At 39.9% G+C, this 17,782-nt stretch carries 13 protein-coding genes and 3 pseudogenes; 6 read left to right on the top strand and 10 right to left on the bottom strand.

Annotated features, from left to right (window positions below; translation table 11 throughout):
* Nucleotides 1-147 precede the first annotated feature (147 nt).
* Genes ureI through H7N69_RS01180 form a run of 5 tightly spaced genes read left to right on the top strand, consistent with a single transcriptional unit; the run spans nucleotide 148 to nucleotide 3,456 of the window.
* Nucleotides 148-735, top strand: a complete 588-nt coding sequence (gene ureI, locus H7N69_RS01200) for an acid-activated urea channel protein UreI (protein ID WP_000901257.1) — start codon at nucleotides 148-150, stop codon at nucleotides 733-735.
* A gap of 1 nt (nucleotide 736) precedes the next feature.
* Nucleotides 737-1,249 carry an urease accessory protein UreE gene (gene ureE / locus H7N69_RS01195; RefSeq protein WP_000583100.1) on the top strand — a complete coding sequence of 171 codons (513 nt, stop codon included), beginning with the start codon at nucleotides 737-739 and terminating at the stop codon, nucleotides 1,247-1,249.
* Between the two features lie 11 nt (nucleotides 1,250-1,260).
* On the top strand, nucleotides 1,261-2,031 hold the full coding sequence (locus H7N69_RS01190; protein ID WP_187884490.1) for an urease accessory protein UreF: 771 nt from the start codon (nucleotides 1,261-1,263) through the stop codon (nucleotides 2,029-2,031).
* A gap of 28 nt (nucleotides 2,032-2,059) precedes the next feature.
* Nucleotides 2,060-2,659: an urease accessory protein UreG gene (gene ureG, locus H7N69_RS01185; protein ID WP_000238762.1), complete on the top strand. Its 600-nt coding sequence runs from the start codon at nucleotides 2,060-2,062 to the stop codon at nucleotides 2,657-2,659.
* A complete protein-coding gene (locus tag H7N69_RS01180) occupies nucleotides 2,659-3,456 on the top strand; it encodes an urease accessory protein UreD (protein WP_187884488.1) in 798 nt (265 codons plus the stop codon). The genes ureG and H7N69_RS01180 overlap by 1 nt, the downstream gene beginning before the upstream one ends.
* Before the next feature lie 71 nt (nucleotides 3,457-3,527).
* Here H7N69_RS01180 and H7N69_RS01175 read toward each other — a convergent pair.
* From H7N69_RS01175 to H7N69_RS01125, 10 genes and pseudogenes are all read right to left on the bottom strand, one after another.
* Nucleotides 3,528-5,956: pseudogene (locus H7N69_RS01175) on the bottom strand (FtsK/SpoIIIE domain-containing protein).
* Complete coding sequence (locus H7N69_RS01170) at nucleotides 5,949-6,296, bottom strand: hypothetical protein (protein WP_187884486.1); 348 nt, start codon at nucleotides 6,294-6,296, stop codon at nucleotides 5,949-5,951. Before H7N69_RS01170 ends, H7N69_RS01175 begins: the two are co-directional and overlap by 8 nt.
* Before the next feature lies 1 nt (nucleotide 6,297).
* A complete protein-coding gene (locus H7N69_RS01165; RefSeq protein ID WP_187884484.1) occupies nucleotides 6,298-6,717 on the bottom strand; it encodes an SMI1/KNR4 family protein in 420 nt (139 codons plus the stop codon).
* Nucleotides 6,687-8,170 (bottom strand): annotated as a pseudogene (locus H7N69_RS01160) (HNH endonuclease). Before H7N69_RS01160 ends, H7N69_RS01165 begins: the two are co-directional and overlap by 31 nt.
* A gap of 10 nt (nucleotides 8,171-8,180) precedes the next feature.
* The gene (locus H7N69_RS01155) at nucleotides 8,181-8,441 is read right to left on the bottom strand and encodes a type VII secretion protein (protein WP_187884482.1); all 261 of its coding nucleotides are present in this window, start codon (nucleotides 8,439-8,441) and stop codon (nucleotides 8,181-8,183) included.
* Between the two features lie 24 nt (nucleotides 8,442-8,465).
* Nucleotides 8,466-9,026 carry a hypothetical protein gene (locus H7N69_RS01150; RefSeq protein ID WP_165533499.1) on the bottom strand — a complete coding sequence of 187 codons (561 nt, stop codon included), beginning with the start codon at nucleotides 9,024-9,026 and terminating at the stop codon, nucleotides 8,466-8,468.
* A complete protein-coding gene (locus H7N69_RS01145; protein WP_187884480.1) occupies nucleotides 9,023-11,446 on the bottom strand; it encodes a hypothetical protein in 2,424 nt (807 codons plus the stop codon). The genes H7N69_RS01150 and H7N69_RS01145 overlap by 4 nt, the downstream gene beginning before the upstream one ends.
* Before the next feature lie 10 nt (nucleotides 11,447-11,456).
* A pseudogene (locus tag H7N69_RS07835) lies at nucleotides 11,457-12,203 on the bottom strand (hypothetical protein).
* A gap of 1 nt (nucleotide 12,204) precedes the next feature.
* Nucleotides 12,205-13,353 (bottom strand): coiled-coil domain-containing protein, encoded by a 1,149-nt coding sequence (locus H7N69_RS01130; RefSeq protein ID WP_232260153.1) that lies wholly within the window; start codon nucleotides 13,351-13,353, stop codon nucleotides 12,205-12,207.
* A 323-nt stretch (nucleotides 13,354-13,676) separates the two neighbouring features.
* Nucleotides 13,677-13,886, bottom strand: a complete 210-nt coding sequence (locus tag H7N69_RS01125) for a hypothetical protein (protein WP_000848998.1) — start codon at nucleotides 13,884-13,886, stop codon at nucleotides 13,677-13,679.
* A gap of 328 nt (nucleotides 13,887-14,214) precedes the next feature.
* Here H7N69_RS01125 and H7N69_RS01120 point away from each other — a divergent pair, with 328 nt between their 5' ends.
* Nucleotides 14,215-17,772 (top strand): bifunctional proline dehydrogenase/L-glutamate gamma-semialdehyde dehydrogenase, encoded by a 3,558-nt coding sequence (locus tag H7N69_RS01120; RefSeq protein ID WP_187884474.1) that lies wholly within the window; start codon nucleotides 14,215-14,217, stop codon nucleotides 17,770-17,772.
* Nucleotides 17,773-17,782 lie beyond the last annotated feature (10 nt).

Below are 17,782 nucleotides of genomic sequence, written 5' to 3'. Positions count from 1 at the left end.
CTGATTTTTTGTTTATCAAAAAATTGGGGGCTTTTTTTGTTTTTATTTTTTGTCAATTTACTATTTTTCTTTATGATTAACTCAAGCAACAAAAGTTATTCGTAAGGTGCGTTTGTTGTAAAAATTTTTGTTTGGAAGGAAAAGGCAATGCTAGGACTTGTATTGTTATATGTTGGGATTGTTTTAATCAGCAATGGGATTTGCGGGTTAACCAAAGTCGATCCTAAAAGCACTGCGGTGATGAACTTTTTTGTGGGCGGGCTCTCCATTATTTGTAATGTGGTGGTCATCACTTATTCCGCTCTCAACCCTACAGCCCCTGTAGAAGGCGCCGAAGATATTGCTCAAGTATCGCACCATTTGACTAATTTCTATGGGCCAGCGACTGGGTTATTGTTTGGTTTTACCTACTTGTATGCGGCTATCAACCACACTTTTGGTTTGGATTGGAGGCCGTATTCTTGGTATAGCTTATTCGTAGCGATCAACACTGTTCCTGCTGCGATTTTATCCCACTATAGCGATATGCTTGATGACCACAAAGTGTTAGGCATCACTGAGGGCGATTGGTGGGCGATCATATGGTTGGCTTGGGGTGTTTTGTGGCTTACCGCTTTCATTGAAAACATCTTGAAAATCCCTTTAGGGAAATTCACTCCATGGCTTGCTATCATTGAGGGTATTTTAACCGCTTGGATCCCTGCTTGGTTACTCTTTATCCAACACTGGGTGTGAGATGATCATAGAGCGTTTAGTTGGCAATCTAAGGGATTTAAACCCCTTGGATTTCAGCGTGGATTATGTGGATTTAGAATGGTTTGAAACGAGGAAAAAAATCGCTCGCTTTAAAACCAGGCAAGGCAAAGACATAGCCATACGCCTTAAAGACGCTCCCAAGTTGGGTCTCTCTCAAGGGGATATTTTATTTAAAGAAGAGAAGGAAATTATCGCCGTTAATATCTTGGATTCTGAAGTTATTCACATTCAAGCTAAGAGCGTGGCAGAAGTAGCGAAAATATGCTACGAAATAGGAAACCGCCATGCGGCTTTATACTATGGCGAGTCTCAATTTGAATTTAAAACACCATTTGAAAAGCCCACACTAGCGTTATTAGAAAAGCTAGGGGTTCAAAATCGTGTTTTAAGTTCAAAATTGGATTCCAAAGAACGCTTAACCGTGAGCATGCCCCATAGTGAGCCTAATTTTAAGGTCTCACTAGCGAGCGATTTTAAAGTGGTCATGAAATAGAAAAATAACAAATGGATAAAGGAAAAAGCGTGAAAAGCACTGAAAAAAGCGTGGGTATGCCCCCAAAAACTCCAAAGACAGACAACAACGCCAATAGTCATGTGGATAATGAATTTCTGATCTTGCAAGTCAATGATGCGGTGTTCCCTATTGGCTCTTACACGCATTCTTTTGGGCTAGAAACTTACATCCAGCAAAAAAAGGTTACCAATAAAGAAAGCGCTTTAGAGTATCTAAAAGCCAATCTCTTTAGCCAATTCCTTTACACGGAAATGCTGAGCTTGAAATTAACCTATGAAAGCACCCTCCAACAGGATTTAAAAAAAATCTTAGAAATTGAAGAAATCATCATGCTATCCACAAGCCCCATGGAATTACGATTAGCCAATCAAAAGCTAGGCAATCGCTTCATTAAAACCTTACAAGCCATGAATGAATTAGACATGGGTGCATTTTTTAACGCTTACGCTCAAACAACCAAAGATCCCACCCATGCCACTAGCTATGGCGTTTTTGCGGCGAGTTTGGATATGGAATTGAAAAAGGCTTTGAGGCATTATCTTTATGCGCAAACTTCTAACATGGTGATCAACTGCGTTAAAAGCGTCCCACTATCTCAAAACGATGGGCAAAAAATCTTATTGAGCTTGCAAAGCCCTTTTAACCAGCTCATAGAAAAAACCCTAGAATTAGACGAAAGCCACCTGTGCGCGGCAAGCGTTCAAAACGACATTAAGGCGATGCAGCATGAGAGTTTATACTCGCGCCTTTATATGTCTTGAATTTTAATCTCAAATTGAAAGGAATTTTATGGTAAAAATTGGAGTTTGTGGTCCTGTAGGAAGCGGTAAAACCGCCTTGATTGAAGCTTTAACGCGCCACATGTCAAAGGATTACGACATGGCGGTCATCACTAACGATATTTACACTAAAGAAGACGCAGAGTTTATGTGTAAAAATTCGGTGATGCCACGAGAGAGGATCATTGGCGTAGAAACAGGGGGCTGTCCGCACACCGCCATTAGAGAAGACGCTTCTATGAATTTAGAAGCGGTAGAAGAAATGCATGGCCGTTTCCCTAATTTGGAACTGCTTTTGATTGAAAGCGGAGGCGACAACCTTTCAGCGACTTTCAACCCAGAGCTAGCAGATTTTACGATTTTTGTGATTGATGTGGCTGAGGGCGATAAAATCCCTAGGAAAGGCGGCCCAGGAATCACGCGCTCAGACTTGCTTGTCATCAATAAGATTGATTTAGCCCCCTATGTGGGAGCGGACTTGAAAGTCATGGAAAGGGATTCTAAAAAAATGCGCGGCGAAAAGCCCTTTATTTTTACGAATATCCGCGCTAAAGAAGGTTTAGACGATGTGATCGCTTGGATCAAGCGCAACGCTTTATTGGAAGATTGATGAACACTTACGCTCAAGAATCCAAGCTCAGGTTAAAAACCAAAATAGGGGCTGACGGGCGGTGCGTGATTGAAGACAATTTTTTCACGCCCCCCTTTAAGCTCATGGCGCCCTTTTACCCTAAAGACGATTTAGCTGAAATCATGCTTTTAGCGGTAAGCCCTGGCATGATGAGAGGCGATGCGCAAGATATGCAATTAAACATCGGTCCAAACTGCAAGCTAAGGATCACTTCGCAATCCTTTGAAAAAATCCATAACACTGAAGATGGGTTTGCCAGTAGAGATATGCATATTGTTGTGGGGGAAAACGCTTTTTTAGATTTTGCGCCTTTCCCGTTAATCCCCTTTGAAAACGCGCATTTTAAGGGCAACACCACGATTTCTTTGCGCTCTGGCTCTCAATTGCTCTATAGTGAAATCATTGTCGCCGGGCGAGTGGCGCGAAACGAATTGTTCCAATTCAACCGCTTGCACACTAAAATCTCTATTTTAAAAGATAACCAACCGATCTATTATGATAACACGATTTTAGACCCCAAAACCACCGACATGACAAACATGTGCATGTTTGATGGCTACACGCATTATTTGAATCTGGTGCTTATTGATTGCCCCATAGAGCTGTCTGGTGCACGAGAATTGATTGAAGAAAGCGAAGGAGTGGATGGAGCCGTGAGTGAAATCGCTAGTTCTCATTTATGCCTAAAAGCTTTAGCGAAAGGCTCAGAACCCTTGTTGCATTTAAGAGAAAAAATCGCTCGCTTGGTTACGCAAACCACCACACAAAAGGTTTGAAAACGCTTTAAAAAGATTAAAAAACCCTTTAGTCTTTTTAACCCCCCTTTTTTAGCTCCCCCTTTTTGATCCTATAAGCTGAAAGGCCTGAATTCAGTGCGGCTGTCTTTGGAAAGCTCTATCAATAGCGCGTTGAGAACGCTTAGTGGAGGCAAATCGCTTTTGATAGCGTTCAAGTTTTCCCCATTGCACTTAAAGGCCAGGCATTGCTTGAAGTGGTGGTTTAACAATTCTTTTAACTTGCTAAGATTGTAATTAGCTTGAATTTGTTTGAAATCATGCGCAAAGATGATGCAATACTGCTCGTTGTCTGTGGCTTTTTCTAAAAACGATCTTAATTTTTCCACCCCTATTTTATCGTGCAACTCTTTGGCTTCGTTTAAATTGTCTACCACAAGCACGCTATTAGGATTCATAGCGGTGTCTAAAACGCTCCCTAGAGGGCCTTGCATGGGTGTGATGTAGTGTTTTTTCAATTCATCAAGTTCTCTCACAAGGCGTTTTTCGGCGTTGTAGAAGAGCAACTCTTTGTTGGCAGTCTTGAAATTTTGAGCGAAAAGCTTCATTAAGGCGATGCGAGCGCTTAGATCTTGGCTCACCACCAACAAATGCGATTCGTTGCTTTCAAACCCAACCATCAAGTCCTTTTGCTCATAATCCGCTTCTTTGCCCAGATGCAAACGCATTTCATTAGCCTTAAGGGTGTTGGGCATTTCTAAAGGCTTCTCGCCATTATAGATTTTATGCTCTATAGGCGTGAGATTTCTTTGGTTAAAATCTCTATGGATTTTTTTGATAAAAGGTTTGAAATCATCAGGGGCTTTAGGGATACTCATCTTGGTGTGGTATTTTTGATGCCCTCCGTTGTTGTTGAAAATGCCTTCTGGCCTGACAAGCTCGCAAGTCGCATCGTCATTATTCAAAATGCTATTGCTGTCTTCTGCATCCATAGGCAAAGCGATGCGGTTGGCGATTTGAGCCATAATGCTTCTATTGATGTCAGTGTCGTGCATGGTTTGAGTGGCTAAAATTAAATGCACCCCATAGCTACGGCCCTTTTTAAGCAAAGTGTTTAAAGACTGCTCCACGCTCTCTTTCCCTTTAGCGGAGTTATCGCTAAAAAGCACCTGAAATTCATCAATCACCACGATCAGTCTTGGTATTTCGCCATGCTTTCGGTAATCGCTCAAATCTTTCACATTGAATTGCTTGAACAGCTCGGCTCTTTTTTGCATTTCATCACAAAGCCATTTCAAGAAAGTGATGCCATAAGAGACTGAACTCGCCACGCTCACCAACCTCGCATGCTCTAAAATCGGATCTGTGTATGCGTTAAATTCCACCCCCTCTTTATAGTCTAACAAAAAGAGTTGGACTTCATCGGGTGCATAGTAGAAAGCCAGGTTTTGGATCAACACATGCAAGAAATTGGATTTCCCGCTCCCGCTGTGCCCGCAAATGAGCGTGTGGTTTTGCGCTTCACCGATTTCAAAACACACTTCCTTATGGTTAATATCCCACCCTACCGGCACAACCACCTCATGCTGAGAGCTTTTAGTCCAAAATTTTTCGTCTTTTTGTAATTCTTTCAATTCCCTTTTAACTTCTTTTTTTGCTTGTAATACGCTTTGATTTTATCAGCGAAGTCTTTCATGTGCTGGGATTGGATACCATGATCGTTGATCACTTCCACATTAAGGTATTTTAAGCGTTCAAAGCTTGTCCTGTCTTTAAAAAACTCCGCATAGCGTTTCAAATCTTCTGCGGATTTATTGTTTTTTTCGCTCTCCAAATTGACAAAGCTCAAAACCCCATTTTTAGAGCCAAAACGCATGATCTTTTCCAAATAATAAAGCGCGTTTTGACTTAAAGCATCTACCCCACTTAAAAAAAGCGCTTTTAAAAGCAAGGGGTCTTTCTCGTTTTCATTATAATGCGCAAAATCTCTAAAGCCGGCTAATTTTTCTTGCAAATTAACCTTTAAATATTCATACAAATGCTTTAGGGCTTCTTCTATTTCCTTGCTTTCGGTTAGAATCCTTTGCTGGTAAATAAAGTCATTGTTTTTATCTAAAAGCCTTCTTGCCAGATTGAAAATACCCCCTAGGCTCAACGCATCAACCAAGATCACTTCCAGTTGCACTAAAGGCGTGCTGGATAGCAAGCGCATGAGCATTTCTCTTAAAAACTGCCCGTCTTTTTCATGCTCTATATACAAGCTTTTAGGGGGGAAAGGATAAACTTTAGGCAATAAAAATTCCATATTAGCGCCATTTTTGCCCCTAACATGCAACAAACCACAGCTTAAAAATTTAGGGTAAGTGGTCGTTTCATTGAATTGTGGCGCGTCTGTGAATTGCGCTTGAATTTGCCTGACACTCTTTTGATAGTCCTCTATTTGTGAGGCGATCGGCTTGAGAAAACTCTCTGGCTCTTTTTTAGCAACAACTTTATCTAAGGCATCGTCCAATTCTTTTAATAAATTACCCGCATCAATCATCTTTATCCTTAAGATATTCATCATAGCGTCTCTTAGCTTCTCTTTCATACTCTTTGGCTTCACGCATAAGTCTATCGATCTCGCTTGGTGAATGGAAATTCATATCAATTTGCCCCTCCAAAGACTTGGCTTCTTCAATTTGCTCGTCGATTTTTCTCATTTCGTATTGAGTGTCTTGCTCTAAATTTTCTAAGTCATGCACAATTTTTAGCATCTCCTCTAGCGCCTCACTTTTAAGTTTCTGCCCTAAATCATCTTGCATGGCGTTTTCTACGAAATAGTCGCAAATCCTTCTTAACTCATTGGTGCAACCCTCCAAAAAAACTTTATGAGAAAACATTTTAACCCCTTGATTCCAGTTTTTTTAAAAACATATTAAGATTTAATAGCGCATGTTTTGAACCATCATCAGTGTCTAAAAACAGCACCACATCAGTAGTCGTATTCCAAAGATAATACCCCCCATACCCGTCATTAGCGAAGACGATTTCTTCAGGCTCTAACCATTCTTTCAAGCTTTGCATGAAATCAATGAACAAGCTCTCTAAATTGAAGTTCAAAACATGCTTGAACGTGTAGGATTCATTGCCCACCATGAAATAACGCCATTGGCTAAAACCATAGTTTGATCGGTTGATAAAGTCCTTAAATTCATCGCTAAAGCCTATTTTCAACCGCTCTTCTAGATCGCTCAACGCATTTTCATTGAGCGGCTCTACAAATTCCCAATTCAATTCTGTGTTTGCAAGAATTGTTTCCATAGTAAGTATCCTTTCGTGTGTTTCACGCCTAATGATAACTCTTCTCCCACCAACGCCACATTCCCTAAAACATTCGCGTCAAAATGCCACAAATACCCCCTAGGGATGAATCCTTTTGCGATCTGTTCCAACTCTGCCGCATCAAAGTCCAAATCGTTGTCTTTAAGCGCGGCTTGTAAAGCCTTTAGGGCATGATGAGCGCATGCGGTTTTATTTAAATCTTCTAAAGGCACAATGGCGCTAAAAACGCTATCAAATTCCGCCAAACGCCACTCATTAAAGCTGACTTCTTCCGGATAGGGGTTTTTTTCATCTACAATAAAGCCCTCTTTACGGCCTTCTAAAAACTCTCTATACTCCAACGCTTTTTGCGCATAATATTCATTGCGTTCTAAAACGGGATCGATTTTTTGACTCAAATTTTCTGTAGCACGTTCTAACTCTGTTTCCAAGCTATCAAAGGCTTCATTGATAGCGTTTGAATCGTTGGGGGATTCTTTGATTTTTTCTGCAAAATCCTGTAAAGCTTTCTTACAATTTTTAACGCGATTCTTTTTGGCCAGAGTCAAGCTTTCGTTATAAGAAGGCACGCTTAAAACGCTTGGCATCAAATCCTCTAAACTCTTTTCAAATTCCCGCTCTTTAGAGCTTGCCATGCAATCCAGTTCATCGTTAGGGTTTTCATCATAAGAAGATGCGCCCATCCAATTCTCTAAATTTTCCAACTCTCGCTCTTTAGAGGCTTTAGTGCGATCTGTTTTAGAAGAAGCGTTAAATCTGTTTTTCAAATCAGCGTATAAAGAAGCGCTAAAATCTTCCCTCAAATCTTTCAATCGTTCATTAAAAACGCTTTTTTTAGGGGTATAAGAGATAGTAGGCCGTTCAAAATCGTATTCCATTAAAACGCCTGGGGTTGGAAAGTTGTATTCGTTATCTATCGCATCGCTCGCTTGTTTCAAACGCCTGATAAATTCCTGGTGCTTATCGGTATAAAAGTGCAACCTCTTTTTAACGCCCTCCCAAGCCCCCTCCACAAGATCCACGCTCGCTTTGGCTTGAGTGGAGTAGATTTCAAGCATTCGTTCTAATAACCTTACATTGTGTTCCCATTTTTCTATATTGTCTTCCATAAGGTTTAAGCCCTTTTCACAAAGTTCAGCGCCTAATTTAACAGGAGGGAAAATAGTCGAGACTGCATCACAAACACCTCCACAAAAATCTAAAACAGATCCCCAAAAGCCCTTTCGCTCCTTTTTGGCTTTGTTTAATTCTTCTATGGCTTTTTTTGCAATCGCATTTCAATTTTGTTGCGTTCTACTAGGATTTTTAGTGCGTAACTATCAAGGTCTTTGATAAATGGACTGCATTTTTCTTCTTGCAAGGATCTTTTAAATTCCCTGCATTTATCAACAACCTTTTTGACTTCTTCTGTGTCCGTTTTCCATTCAGCCATAAACCACCCCTTAATAATCTTGCTCTAAAACCCTAATCCTCTCTTTAAGCCATGCGATTTGCTCTTGCGCGGCGTCATCAAACTCGTTGAAAGTGCTTCTCAAGTTGTCTAGCACCTCGCTAAATTTGTCTCTTCTAGGGTCTTGCCATGATTCTAAATTATGGAAATGGTTGCTCAAGCTGTTCACTTTCTCTCTTAGTAGCTCTTTAAAGCGTTCTAAATGCCCTACAAATTCTCTGACCTCTTCGGTATCCATTTGCACTTTGCTCATCGGTTGTCCTTTCTTTTAAAAATTTTATTCATTAGAATCAGGCTTTTTATCGCCGCTGATTCTAATGCTCCCACCCCCATAGCTAGGGGGTGTTGTGGGGCGAATCTCTAGCGTTTCGCCTCTTTCTCTTTTGTATTTTTCTTGCTGGCTTTGGTGGTATGTTTTCATGCTGTCTATCACGATTGCTTTGTGATTGCTCCCTAAATCAGCGTTGGTGAGCAATTTTTGAACGCCATTACCCAAGCTGTTAGAACGCTTGTCTTCTATTTTAAGAGACAAATTCAAGCCCTTAAAACCCTCCAAAGCTTCCACTAACGCTACCACAAGCTTCCTGTCCCAAATGGAATTTTTCAAATCCTTACACAAGGAAAAAACCTCGCTTGAAAACTGGTAATCATACAAAAACAAAAGGTCTAAATTTTCTAAAAATTCCACATTGCAACGCTCTTTAAAACTTTTCAAAAAGCCCTCTTTTAACGGCGCAAAGCCTTCCGTGATAGGGATTAGCCCCTTGTCTTTGGCGCATTTAAACACCATAATGCTTTTTTCAATCACGACAAACGCGTAAGCGTTCTTAGTCATCATAATTTTTCTGCCTCGCTTTCATAGATTAATTGGTCGTCTTTAAACAGCCCCACTTTAATGCTTTGGGAATCCACGCAACACACCTTCACGTCCACTTCTTCAACCTCTTCTAGCGCTATGAAAATCATTTGCGTGTCTTGAATGTTTAGAGTGTTGGTATTGGCTAGGGATTTGTCGCTGTAGCGTATCTCTAACTCATCAAAGCCTCCCCATTCCTCTTTAGTTTGGAAAATCTGGTATTCATTAGGCTTTAAAGAATCCCTATGGATTTTAGCGTGGAATTTCCCCTCTATCTCAATGCCTAAATCGTATTTAAACACAGGGTTGGAATCTATAGAGGGCATTTCAATCCCTTTAGCCTTGTCCCTGCTTTCTAAAAGCCCAAAAGCCACCCCGGTTTTGCAAGTGGGCTTCAAATAAGCGGGCGTGTTAGAAATGTCTTCTCCTGTAAGCTCTAAAATCTGTTTGTCTGATTTTTCTGTGCCTAGCGGCTCATAAAGAATGAATGTGAAATCATCTTTAGAAGTCTTTTGCTTGTAATCTTTGAGCTGCTTTTCTTTGGCGTTTTCAAACGCTTGTTTGACCAGCACCGATTTGCTCGCATTCCCGCCTAAGAAAATATGAAACGCCCGACACTGATCATCAATGTTTTCAGCCATCACTTTAGAAAATCCGGCAAAGAAGTTGGCAACGCCTTCATTGATCTTGTCTTTTAAGAGGTTTAAAAGCTCTTTGCAATCAACTTTAAGATCGCATTCTGCTTCTACCCCATTCCTATCCAACAGCATGGCTTTAAAATCCTTTTCAAAACCCTCTATGTTAAACTCTTCATTTTCTTCTATCGCTTCTATAATATCAGCGTCTAAATTTTCTAAAAAAGGGCGTAATTTAGAAGCGATCGTTTGCAAATTCAAGTGCGCTTCCCTGGAGTTTTGCATAAACGATCCAAAGCGTTGCGTATCAATCCTGTCATAGCTGGGTTTGGCGATGACAACGTCTTTTGCTTTCAGCTCTTGGAAATTTTTGGCATACGCTTCAAAAGCCAACAATTCCAATAAATTTTCACCGCCTAAATATTTATCCCCTCCACTGCTAAAATGCGTCATTTTGTAGGCGAATTTGAGGCTAGCACTTTTTTCCCATTTGCCAAAGTCAAAATCCGTCGTCCCGCCCCCAAAATCAAACACCCCGTAATAAACCGGCTTGTCTAACTTCTCTGATTTAAAAAACCCGTAGCTTTTTAAAGCGCTAATAGCATACGCGCAAGGCTCGCTCGCTCTCAATTCCACTTTGAACATTTTAGCCGTTTTTTCATCGTCAAAAACATGCCGGGGTAAGGATTTTTTCAAGCCTCTTTCAAAACTCTCTCTGATTTTTTCAGCCTGATGCTTTTCATACTTGATGGGGTAGGATAAAAAGTATTTCAAAAACACGCCATTTTCCATGTTATTGATGCAGCGGCCAATATAGTAAGCATAGATTTCTATGGGGTTAAAATCCGTGCAGTTAGTGAAGCTTTCTAAAGAAAAATCCTTTTCTAAATCCCTAAAATTCTGTTTTTCATCCGCTCCAGCCCATTGCTTCAATTGAGAAAAAAACCGATACAAATCATTCCCTTTAACGCCTTTAGCGTTCTTTTGGGCTTCATGTGCCACTTCTATATCATCCTTTTCTGTGAAAGGGCGGTGATCCAGCGCGTCGTATTCTGTAATAAATTTTTTTCTGTGTCTAAACTCCATGATCGTAGGGTTTTCAAACTTGGTTGGGCTTGCGTCATCTACTAGCCCGCCAATAGAGAGCAAGCGGTATGTTCCCGTCTTATCCATATAGCTTGCGGTCGTGCTTTTAGTCCCAAAATCAATAGCGACAACGCCCTTGTTTAAATCCTTCAAACTTGAGCGTGCATAGAAGTTCATTTCTTTATTGTCTTTGTCTTTAGGTAAATTATCAAACCTAAAGGTTACCCTTTCTTTAGGCACGCTAGGCGTCTCTAAATCCCAATGCCCTCCGTCCAAATCAAGCAATTGGCTTTGGCTATAGCTCTTAAGGCCTACCGCTGTGTTATCCACATTGAGCATCAAATCTTTAAATGCTTCAAAATCCACATCCACATCGCTAATAGAAACGATCTCTAAGGTTTTTTCTATTTGCTCATTAGTGATCTTTTCAGCTTGCGCTAAACTCTCTAAGAATTTTTGATTGTCATCAGAAAGATACCTTAAAGAAGCGCTATTATTGACGATCGCATGAAGCACCCGCAGCGCTTGCTTGAATTTGATTTTGTCTTCTTCTAGCACTTCTTTTTTGAAATTCAGCTCAATTTTTTCATTGAATTTGACTCCATCCTTTAAAGACCGATCGCACAATTTCTCTACTAAGGGGTGGCCAAGAGGCAGTTCTAAACTTTTTTCTTTTACCATGATATTTCCTTTATTGTGGTTTTTGTGGTTTTGAGAGTTGCTCGTTCAAGCCATCAACCCTCTCTTTGAGAACCATGTTCTCTTCTTCTAATTTTCGGTTTTGGCGTTTTAAATCCTGGTTTGCACTCACTAAACGCCTGTTGTGTAAGTCCAACTCGCTTTTGGCTTCCATACCCTCTAAACTCTTCAAGCGCGCGATTTCTCGCTCCAGCTCGCTTTTTTCTGTGGCTATTTTTTCTTCAGCTTGCGCTAATTGATTGTTAGAGTTCTCTAAAGACTACCGTAATTGGTTGTTAGTGTTTTCTAAATTTTTTTGAGCGCTTTCTAATTGTTTGAGCTTGTCGGTTAGGCGTTGGTTTTCTTTTTCTAAATTGGTGCATGATTTTTCTAAAAACCCATGCTCATCTTGCAATTTCGCTCGCTCTTGTTTGAGGCTGCCCTGCTCTTTAGCGAGCGCGATAACTTGGTGGTTGAGCTTGTCGTTTTCGGTTTTCAAATCGGCGGTTTTTTCAGTCAATGCGGCGTTTTTATGAGCTAGCTCGGTGTTTTCTCTTTTTAGCCTTTCTTTTTCTGTTGTCAATCCTCTTTTTTCTTCAGTCAGCCGATCTCTTGCTGCTAATAAGCGCGTGTTTTCTTTAGCCAGAATGTCTTTTTCTCTTAACAATTCAGCTTTTTCATTTTCTAACTCACTGATGCGAGCTTCTAATTCTTCTCTTATTTGAGAGAAGCCAAACCATTTTTCAATGAGCGTTCCCATTTTATGATCCCATATCCACGATAGTGTGATACACTTTATCATTGTGTTTATAGCCTCTTAAGACCACTCTTTGCATCTTTCCAGAAGAGTTTTGCTCTGGGTATAGCGTTTTGCATGTATGGTCATAAGCGCTTGGCTCTTTCAAGCGTTCAAATTTACTATCCTTAATGTATTCAAAAAGCAAATCAAACAATTCAGCTAATTTCTCGCCTTTATCGCTCCTCTTATCGCTTAATTCTTGGTGCGCTTTGTTATAAAGGCTTTCTAAATAGTATTTGCTATCGCTAAGAACAGATGCGATCAAATCCATTGCGCTGTGAGTTGTTGCTACAAAATTAAAATTCAAGCGATCTTTGACTTCCAAAAAGACTTCATAGAGTTTTTCTAATTTTTGGTATGGAGCGTGTCTTTGCTCTAGTTCGTTTAGTTTTTGGCTCGTTTGTTCGGCTTGGGTTTTTGCTGTTGATAGCGTTGCGGTTAGGTTTTCTTTGTCTTTAGTTAGATCATCTCTTTCTTTAGTTAGCCTTTCTTTGTCTGCGACTAACCTTTCTTTTTCTGTGACTAACCCAGTAATCTTGTTATTTAATTCTGTTTTTTCTGTGGTTAGTGCTTTATTTTTTTCAGTCAGTTCTGTTTTATCTTTAGTTAGATTGTCTTTTTCTGTTTTCAGTTCGGCGTTTGCTTTAGTTAGATTATCTTTATCTTTTGATAACTCGGCTTTTTCATTTTTTAAAGCTTGCTGAGATTGTTCTAACTCTTTCACTTGCTTTTGTAATTCGGCGTTTTTGTTAGTCAGATCTGTTTTTTCTTTAGTTAGATTATCTTTTTCTGTGGTTAGCCTCTGATTTTTTTCAGTCAGCTCGGCGTTTTTGCTAGTCAGCTCTGTTTTTTCATTTTTTAACTTGGTGTTTTCGTTAGTCAGATCGGCTTTTACATTTTCTAAAACTTGCTGAGAGTCTTGTAACGCTTTCACTTGCTTTTGTGATGCATTAAGCTGATTGTTTAGATTGTCTTTTTCTGCGGTTAGCTTTTGATTTTTATCAACTAGCTCGGTGGTTTCAGTCGGCTTGGTGTGTTTCTCTTGGAAATTGGTGGATTTTTGAGCGTCTTTTGGGTTTTCTTGGGAATCGTTAGAGGATTTTCCAAACAAATTGCCTATAAAATGAGAGGGTTTTCTAAGGGGTTCAAAGTCTTCTAATTTAAGATCTTCTAATTTTTTAAGGCGATCTGCAAGATCTCCAACAAGTTTTAAAAGCTCTTCATTATTGGGGGGGGGGGGGTGGAAGCAGTGGGATTTGAAATATTTGGTTTTTCTATTTTCTCATTATTCGTATTTTCTACAATATGAGTGCCACTCATAAGAATATCTCCTTTTTTATATTATATCAGTGTTAAAAAGGTTGTTATTGTAATTTGAGAAAACTTAAAATGAGCTTTATTTTCCCCCCCTTTTTTCGCCCCCTCTAAAAACCCCTAGAATGTAGAATCCCAATGGTTTAAGTTAGAAGAATAAGGGTCAAAAAAGCCCTTAGGCATGTATTGTGCTTCTTTTTTGGTGGAAGCGTCTTTTGAAGAATGGTCTTTAGGGAGACAAGCGAAACGCTGAGCATCAAAGCTAGAGCAACCGCTCAATAACAATGCACCGAGTGTGCCGATCATAATACCATTTTTAATTGTTTTCATTTTATATCCTTTGTTTTGTAAAATTTTTGTCAATCCGTTTAATTCAAAATCGTTTCATTGGTTTGAAGCTTTTAAATTACACGGCGAGAATGATAAAATTAATTTTTAAACGAAAAGTAAATGAACTTTTTAAACGATAAAAAATTCCCCTGATTTTTGTCTTAAGCGGTAAATAATTACCACTTTTAAAAAAAATCAATTTTAATAATTAAATTCATTTAGTATGAAAATAATCACAAATTAAAAAGCATTATTAAAAATGACCGCTTAAAAAACCCGCTTAAAACATGCTACAATCAAGCCAAATTCTTAAATAAAAGGTAAGCTCATGCAAAAAATCATTGACGATTCACTAGAATTAGCTAAAAAACTGCAAGATAGTATCAGTAACCATTTGAGCGAGCAGGAAAAAGCGTTCCACTCTAAAATGCAAAAGCTTTTAAACAACCCTGAAAACAAAGTCATGCTCATAGAGCTTATGGATCGGAGTTTTAGATGCTTGGATAATAAAGCCCGCTTTGAAATGATTGAGCATGTTTTAGACAAATACAAAAGCCGTGAGATTTTTTCTCCGTTTGAAAAATTGCTTTTAATGGGGTTTTTAAGCTTTGGGAAAATGCTCCCTGATATGAGCGTGCCTTTCTTTGTCAATAAAATCAGAAGCGACACGAAAGCGATGGTCTTGGATCAAGAAGAAAGCCAATTGAAAGAGCGGATTTTAAAAAGAAAAAACGAAAAAATCATTTTGAACGTGAATTTTATTGGCGAAGAGGTTTTAGGCGAAGAAGAAGCTAATGCGCGTTTTGAAAAATACTCCAAAGCCCTAAAATCCAACTACATCCAATACATTTCCATTAAAATCACGACGATTTTTTCTCAAATCAATATCCTTGATTTTGAATACTCTAAAAAAGAGATTGTCAAACGCTTAGACGCTCTTTACGCTTTAGCTTTAGAAGAAGAAAAAAAGCAAGGCATGCCTAAATTCATCAACTTGGATATGGAGGAATTTAGGGATTTAGAGCTCACGGTGGAGTCTTTTATGGAATCCATCGCTAAATTTGATTTGAACGCCGGTATTGTGTTGCAAGCTTATATCCCTGATTCTTATGAATATTTGAAAAAACTGCACGCTTTTTCTAAAGAAAGGGTTTTAAAAGGGTTAAAGCCCATTAAAATCCGCTTTGTTAAGGGGGCGAACATGGAGAGCGAAGAGACTATCGCTTCCGTGAAAGACTGGGCGTTACCCACATTTTCCAACAAACAAGACACCGATTCTAATTACAATAAAATGCTGGATTTTGTTTTAGAGGGCGATAATTATAAATACATTCATATTGGTGCAGCGAGCCACAATATTTTTGAAATCGCTTACGTTTATACGCGCATCCATGCCCTTAATGACCCTGTTGTGTTGGAGCATTTCAGCTTTGAAATGCTAGAGGGCATGAGCTTGCAAGCGAGCCAGGAACTAAAAGAGATGCACAAACTCATTCTTTATGCGCCGGTGTGCGATGAAGCGCATTTCAATAATGCGATCGCTTACTTGGTGAGGAGGCTAGATGAAAACACCTCAAGCGATAATTTCATGAAAGCTTTCTTCAACCTCAAAGTAGGCACGAGCGAATGGAAAGACCAAGAACAACGCTTTTTAAACAGCCTTAAAGGAATCGCCACTTTAGACAACGCCACCCACAGGATCCAAAATAGAAACGCCAAACAAAGCGGGCATACCACCTACCCAAACCACTCCTTTAAAAACGAAAGCGATACCGATTTTATCTTAAAAGCCAACCGAGAATGGGCTAAAAAAGTGCGCGAGAAAATGCATAACACCCCTATTTTAGAGCTTTACCCAGAAATGGATGGGAGATTTGAAGATCCTAATCTAACCCCTTTAGAAGTCTTTGATAAAATCCATCATAAAAAAATCGCCAGCGTGCATTTAGCGGATAAAGAAGCGATTTTAAAAGCCCTAGAAGTGGCTAAAAGCGATAAGAGTCATTTCAGTCAGAAAAGCTTCACAGAAATCCATGCCCTAATGAGTCAAACCGCCCAGATTTTTAGAGAAAGGAGAGGCGATTTAGTAGGGATTTCGGCTTTAGAAGTGGGTAAGACTTTCGCTGAAACGGACGCTGAAGTGAGCGAAGCCATTGATTTTTTAGAGTTTTACCCTTACAGCTTAAGGGTGTTACAAGAGCAAAACACAAAAACGCAATTCGCCCCCAAAGGCGTGGGCGTGGTCATCGCCCCATGGAATTTCCCTGTGGGCATTTCTGTAGGCACTATCGCTGCCCCTCTAGCCGCTGGCAATCGGGTGATTTACAAGCCCTCAAGTTTGTCTAGCGTAACGGGTTATAAGCTTTGTGAGTGTTTTTGGGATGCGGGCGTGCCTAGAGATGCGCTCATTTACTTGCCCTCTAAAGGGAGCGATATTAGCGAACACCTTTTAAAAGATGAAAGCATCCAATTTGCCGTTTTAACAGGGGGCGAAGACACCGCTTATAAAATGTTAAAAGCTAACCCCACTTTAGCCTTGAGCGCTGAAACAGGCGGTAAAAACGCCACCATTGTGAGCAAAATGGCAGACAGGGATCAGGCGATTAAGAATGTTATCCATTCAGCTTTTAGCAATTCGGGGCAAAAATGTTCTGCCACTTCGCTTTTAGTGTTGGAAAAAGAAGTCTATGAAGATGAGAATTTCAAAAAAACTTTGATAGACGCGACTCTAAGCCTTAGCGTGGGCGATCCTTTTGATTTCAAAAACAAAATCGGCGCTCTAGCGGACAAGCCTAATGAAAAGGTCATCAAAGCCATAGATGAATTGAAAAGCTATGAAAATTACGAAATCCCGGCAAGCTTTGTTGATGATAACCCCTATTTGATGAAACCAAGCATCAAATACGGCACTAAAAAAGGCGATTTCACGCACCAAACTGAGCTTTTTACGCCCATTTTATCCGTGATGGAAGCGCAAGATTTAGACGAAGCGATAGAGATAGTCAATTCTACCGGTTACGGGCTGACTAGCGCGTTAGAGTCTTTAGATGAAAGGGAGTGGGAATATTATTTGAATCGCATTGAAGCCGGTAATATCTATATCAACAAACCCACCACAGGAGCGATCGTTTTGCGCCAACCTTTTGGGGGGATTAAAAAATCCGCTGTGGGGTTTGGGAGGAAAGTAGGCATTTTTAACTATATCACGCAATTTGTGAATATCCATCAAGAAGAAGAAGATGAAAACGCCTTAAAAAACCCCTTAAGCGAAGCCTTAGAGGGCTTGACTCAAAAAGGCTATGACGAACACACGCATGAGCTGAAGCGCGCGATTTTTATGGCAAAGAGCTACGCTTATCATTACAAGCATGAATTCAGCCAGACTAAAGACTATGTCAAAATCAGAGGCGAAGACAACCTCTTTTCCTACACTAAAGTTAAAAGCGTGGGCTATCGCATCACCGAAAAGGACACCTTAAGCGACATGTTGGGCGTGGCTTTAGCGTGTTTAGTTTCTCAAATCCCTTTAACGCTCAGCATAGAAAACGAACGAACGAACAAGGATTTAACCTTTTTTTTAGAATGCTTAAAAACGCTCCGAGCAAACGCCCCTATCGTTTATGAAAGCTTGCAAAAATTTAGCGAAAAATTGAACGCTTTCAATCGTGTCCGTTATTTAAAAAGCGATTTGGATTTATTGCACAAGCAAGCGAGCGCTTTAGGGATGGTTTTAGCCACGACTAAACCCTGCTTGAATGGGCGTTTTGAATTGCTGTATTACCACTTGGAGCGATCGGTTAGTATTTCTTATCATCGTTACGGGAATTTAGGCTCAAGGGTTTTAAGACAACCCACTTGCCACAAATCATGCTGTGCTAAAAAATAAATATTGTATT

The organism is Helicobacter pylori, assembly GCF_014497725.1.
GTDB classification, from domain to species: Bacteria; Campylobacterota; Campylobacteria; order Campylobacterales; family Helicobacteraceae; genus Helicobacter; species Helicobacter pylori_DE.
The sequence above is the reverse complement of the archived record's forward strand: the minus strand, read 5'-3'. Positions and strand labels throughout refer to the sequence as shown.

What these genes read in the sequence shown, in the direction of transcription:
- H7N69_RS01180 (WP_187884488.1), top strand. Translation starts at nt 2,659, where the DNA reads ATGAACACTTACGCTCAAGAATCCAAGCTCAGGTTAAAAACCAAAATA.
- H7N69_RS01190 (WP_187884490.1), top strand. Translation starts at nt 1,261, where the DNA reads ATGGATAAAGGAAAAAGCGTGAAAAGCACTGAAAAAAGCGTGGGTATG.
- ureG (WP_000238762.1), top strand. Translation starts at nt 2,060, where the DNA reads ATGGTAAAAATTGGAGTTTGTGGTCCTGTAGGAAGCGGTAAAACCGCC.
- H7N69_RS01165 (WP_187884484.1), bottom strand. Translation starts at nt 6,717, where the DNA reads ATGGAAACAATTCTTGCAAACACAGAATTGAATTGGGAATTTGTAGAG.
- H7N69_RS01145 (WP_187884480.1), bottom strand. Translation starts at nt 11,446, where the DNA reads ATGGTAAAAGAAAAAAGTTTAGAACTGCCTCTTGGCCACCCCTTAGTA.
- H7N69_RS01170 (WP_187884486.1), bottom strand. Translation starts at nt 6,296, where the DNA reads ATGTTTTCTCATAAAGTTTTTTTGGAGGGTTGCACCAATGAGTTAAGA.
- H7N69_RS01120 (WP_187884474.1), top strand. Translation starts at nt 14,215, where the DNA reads ATGCAAAAAATCATTGACGATTCACTAGAATTAGCTAAAAAACTGCAA.
- H7N69_RS01150 (WP_165533499.1), bottom strand. Translation starts at nt 9,026, where the DNA reads ATGATGACTAAGAACGCTTACGCGTTTGTCGTGATTGAAAAAAGCATT.
- H7N69_RS01125 (WP_000848998.1), bottom strand. Translation starts at nt 13,886, where the DNA reads ATGAAAACAATTAAAAATGGTATTATGATCGGCACACTCGGTGCATTG.
- ureI (WP_000901257.1), top strand. Translation starts at nt 148, where the DNA reads ATGCTAGGACTTGTATTGTTATATGTTGGGATTGTTTTAATCAGCAAT.
- H7N69_RS01155 (WP_187884482.1), bottom strand. Translation starts at nt 8,441, where the DNA reads ATGAGCAAAGTGCAAATGGATACCGAAGAGGTCAGAGAATTTGTAGGG.
- ureE (WP_000583100.1), top strand. Translation starts at nt 737, where the DNA reads ATGATCATAGAGCGTTTAGTTGGCAATCTAAGGGATTTAAACCCCTTG.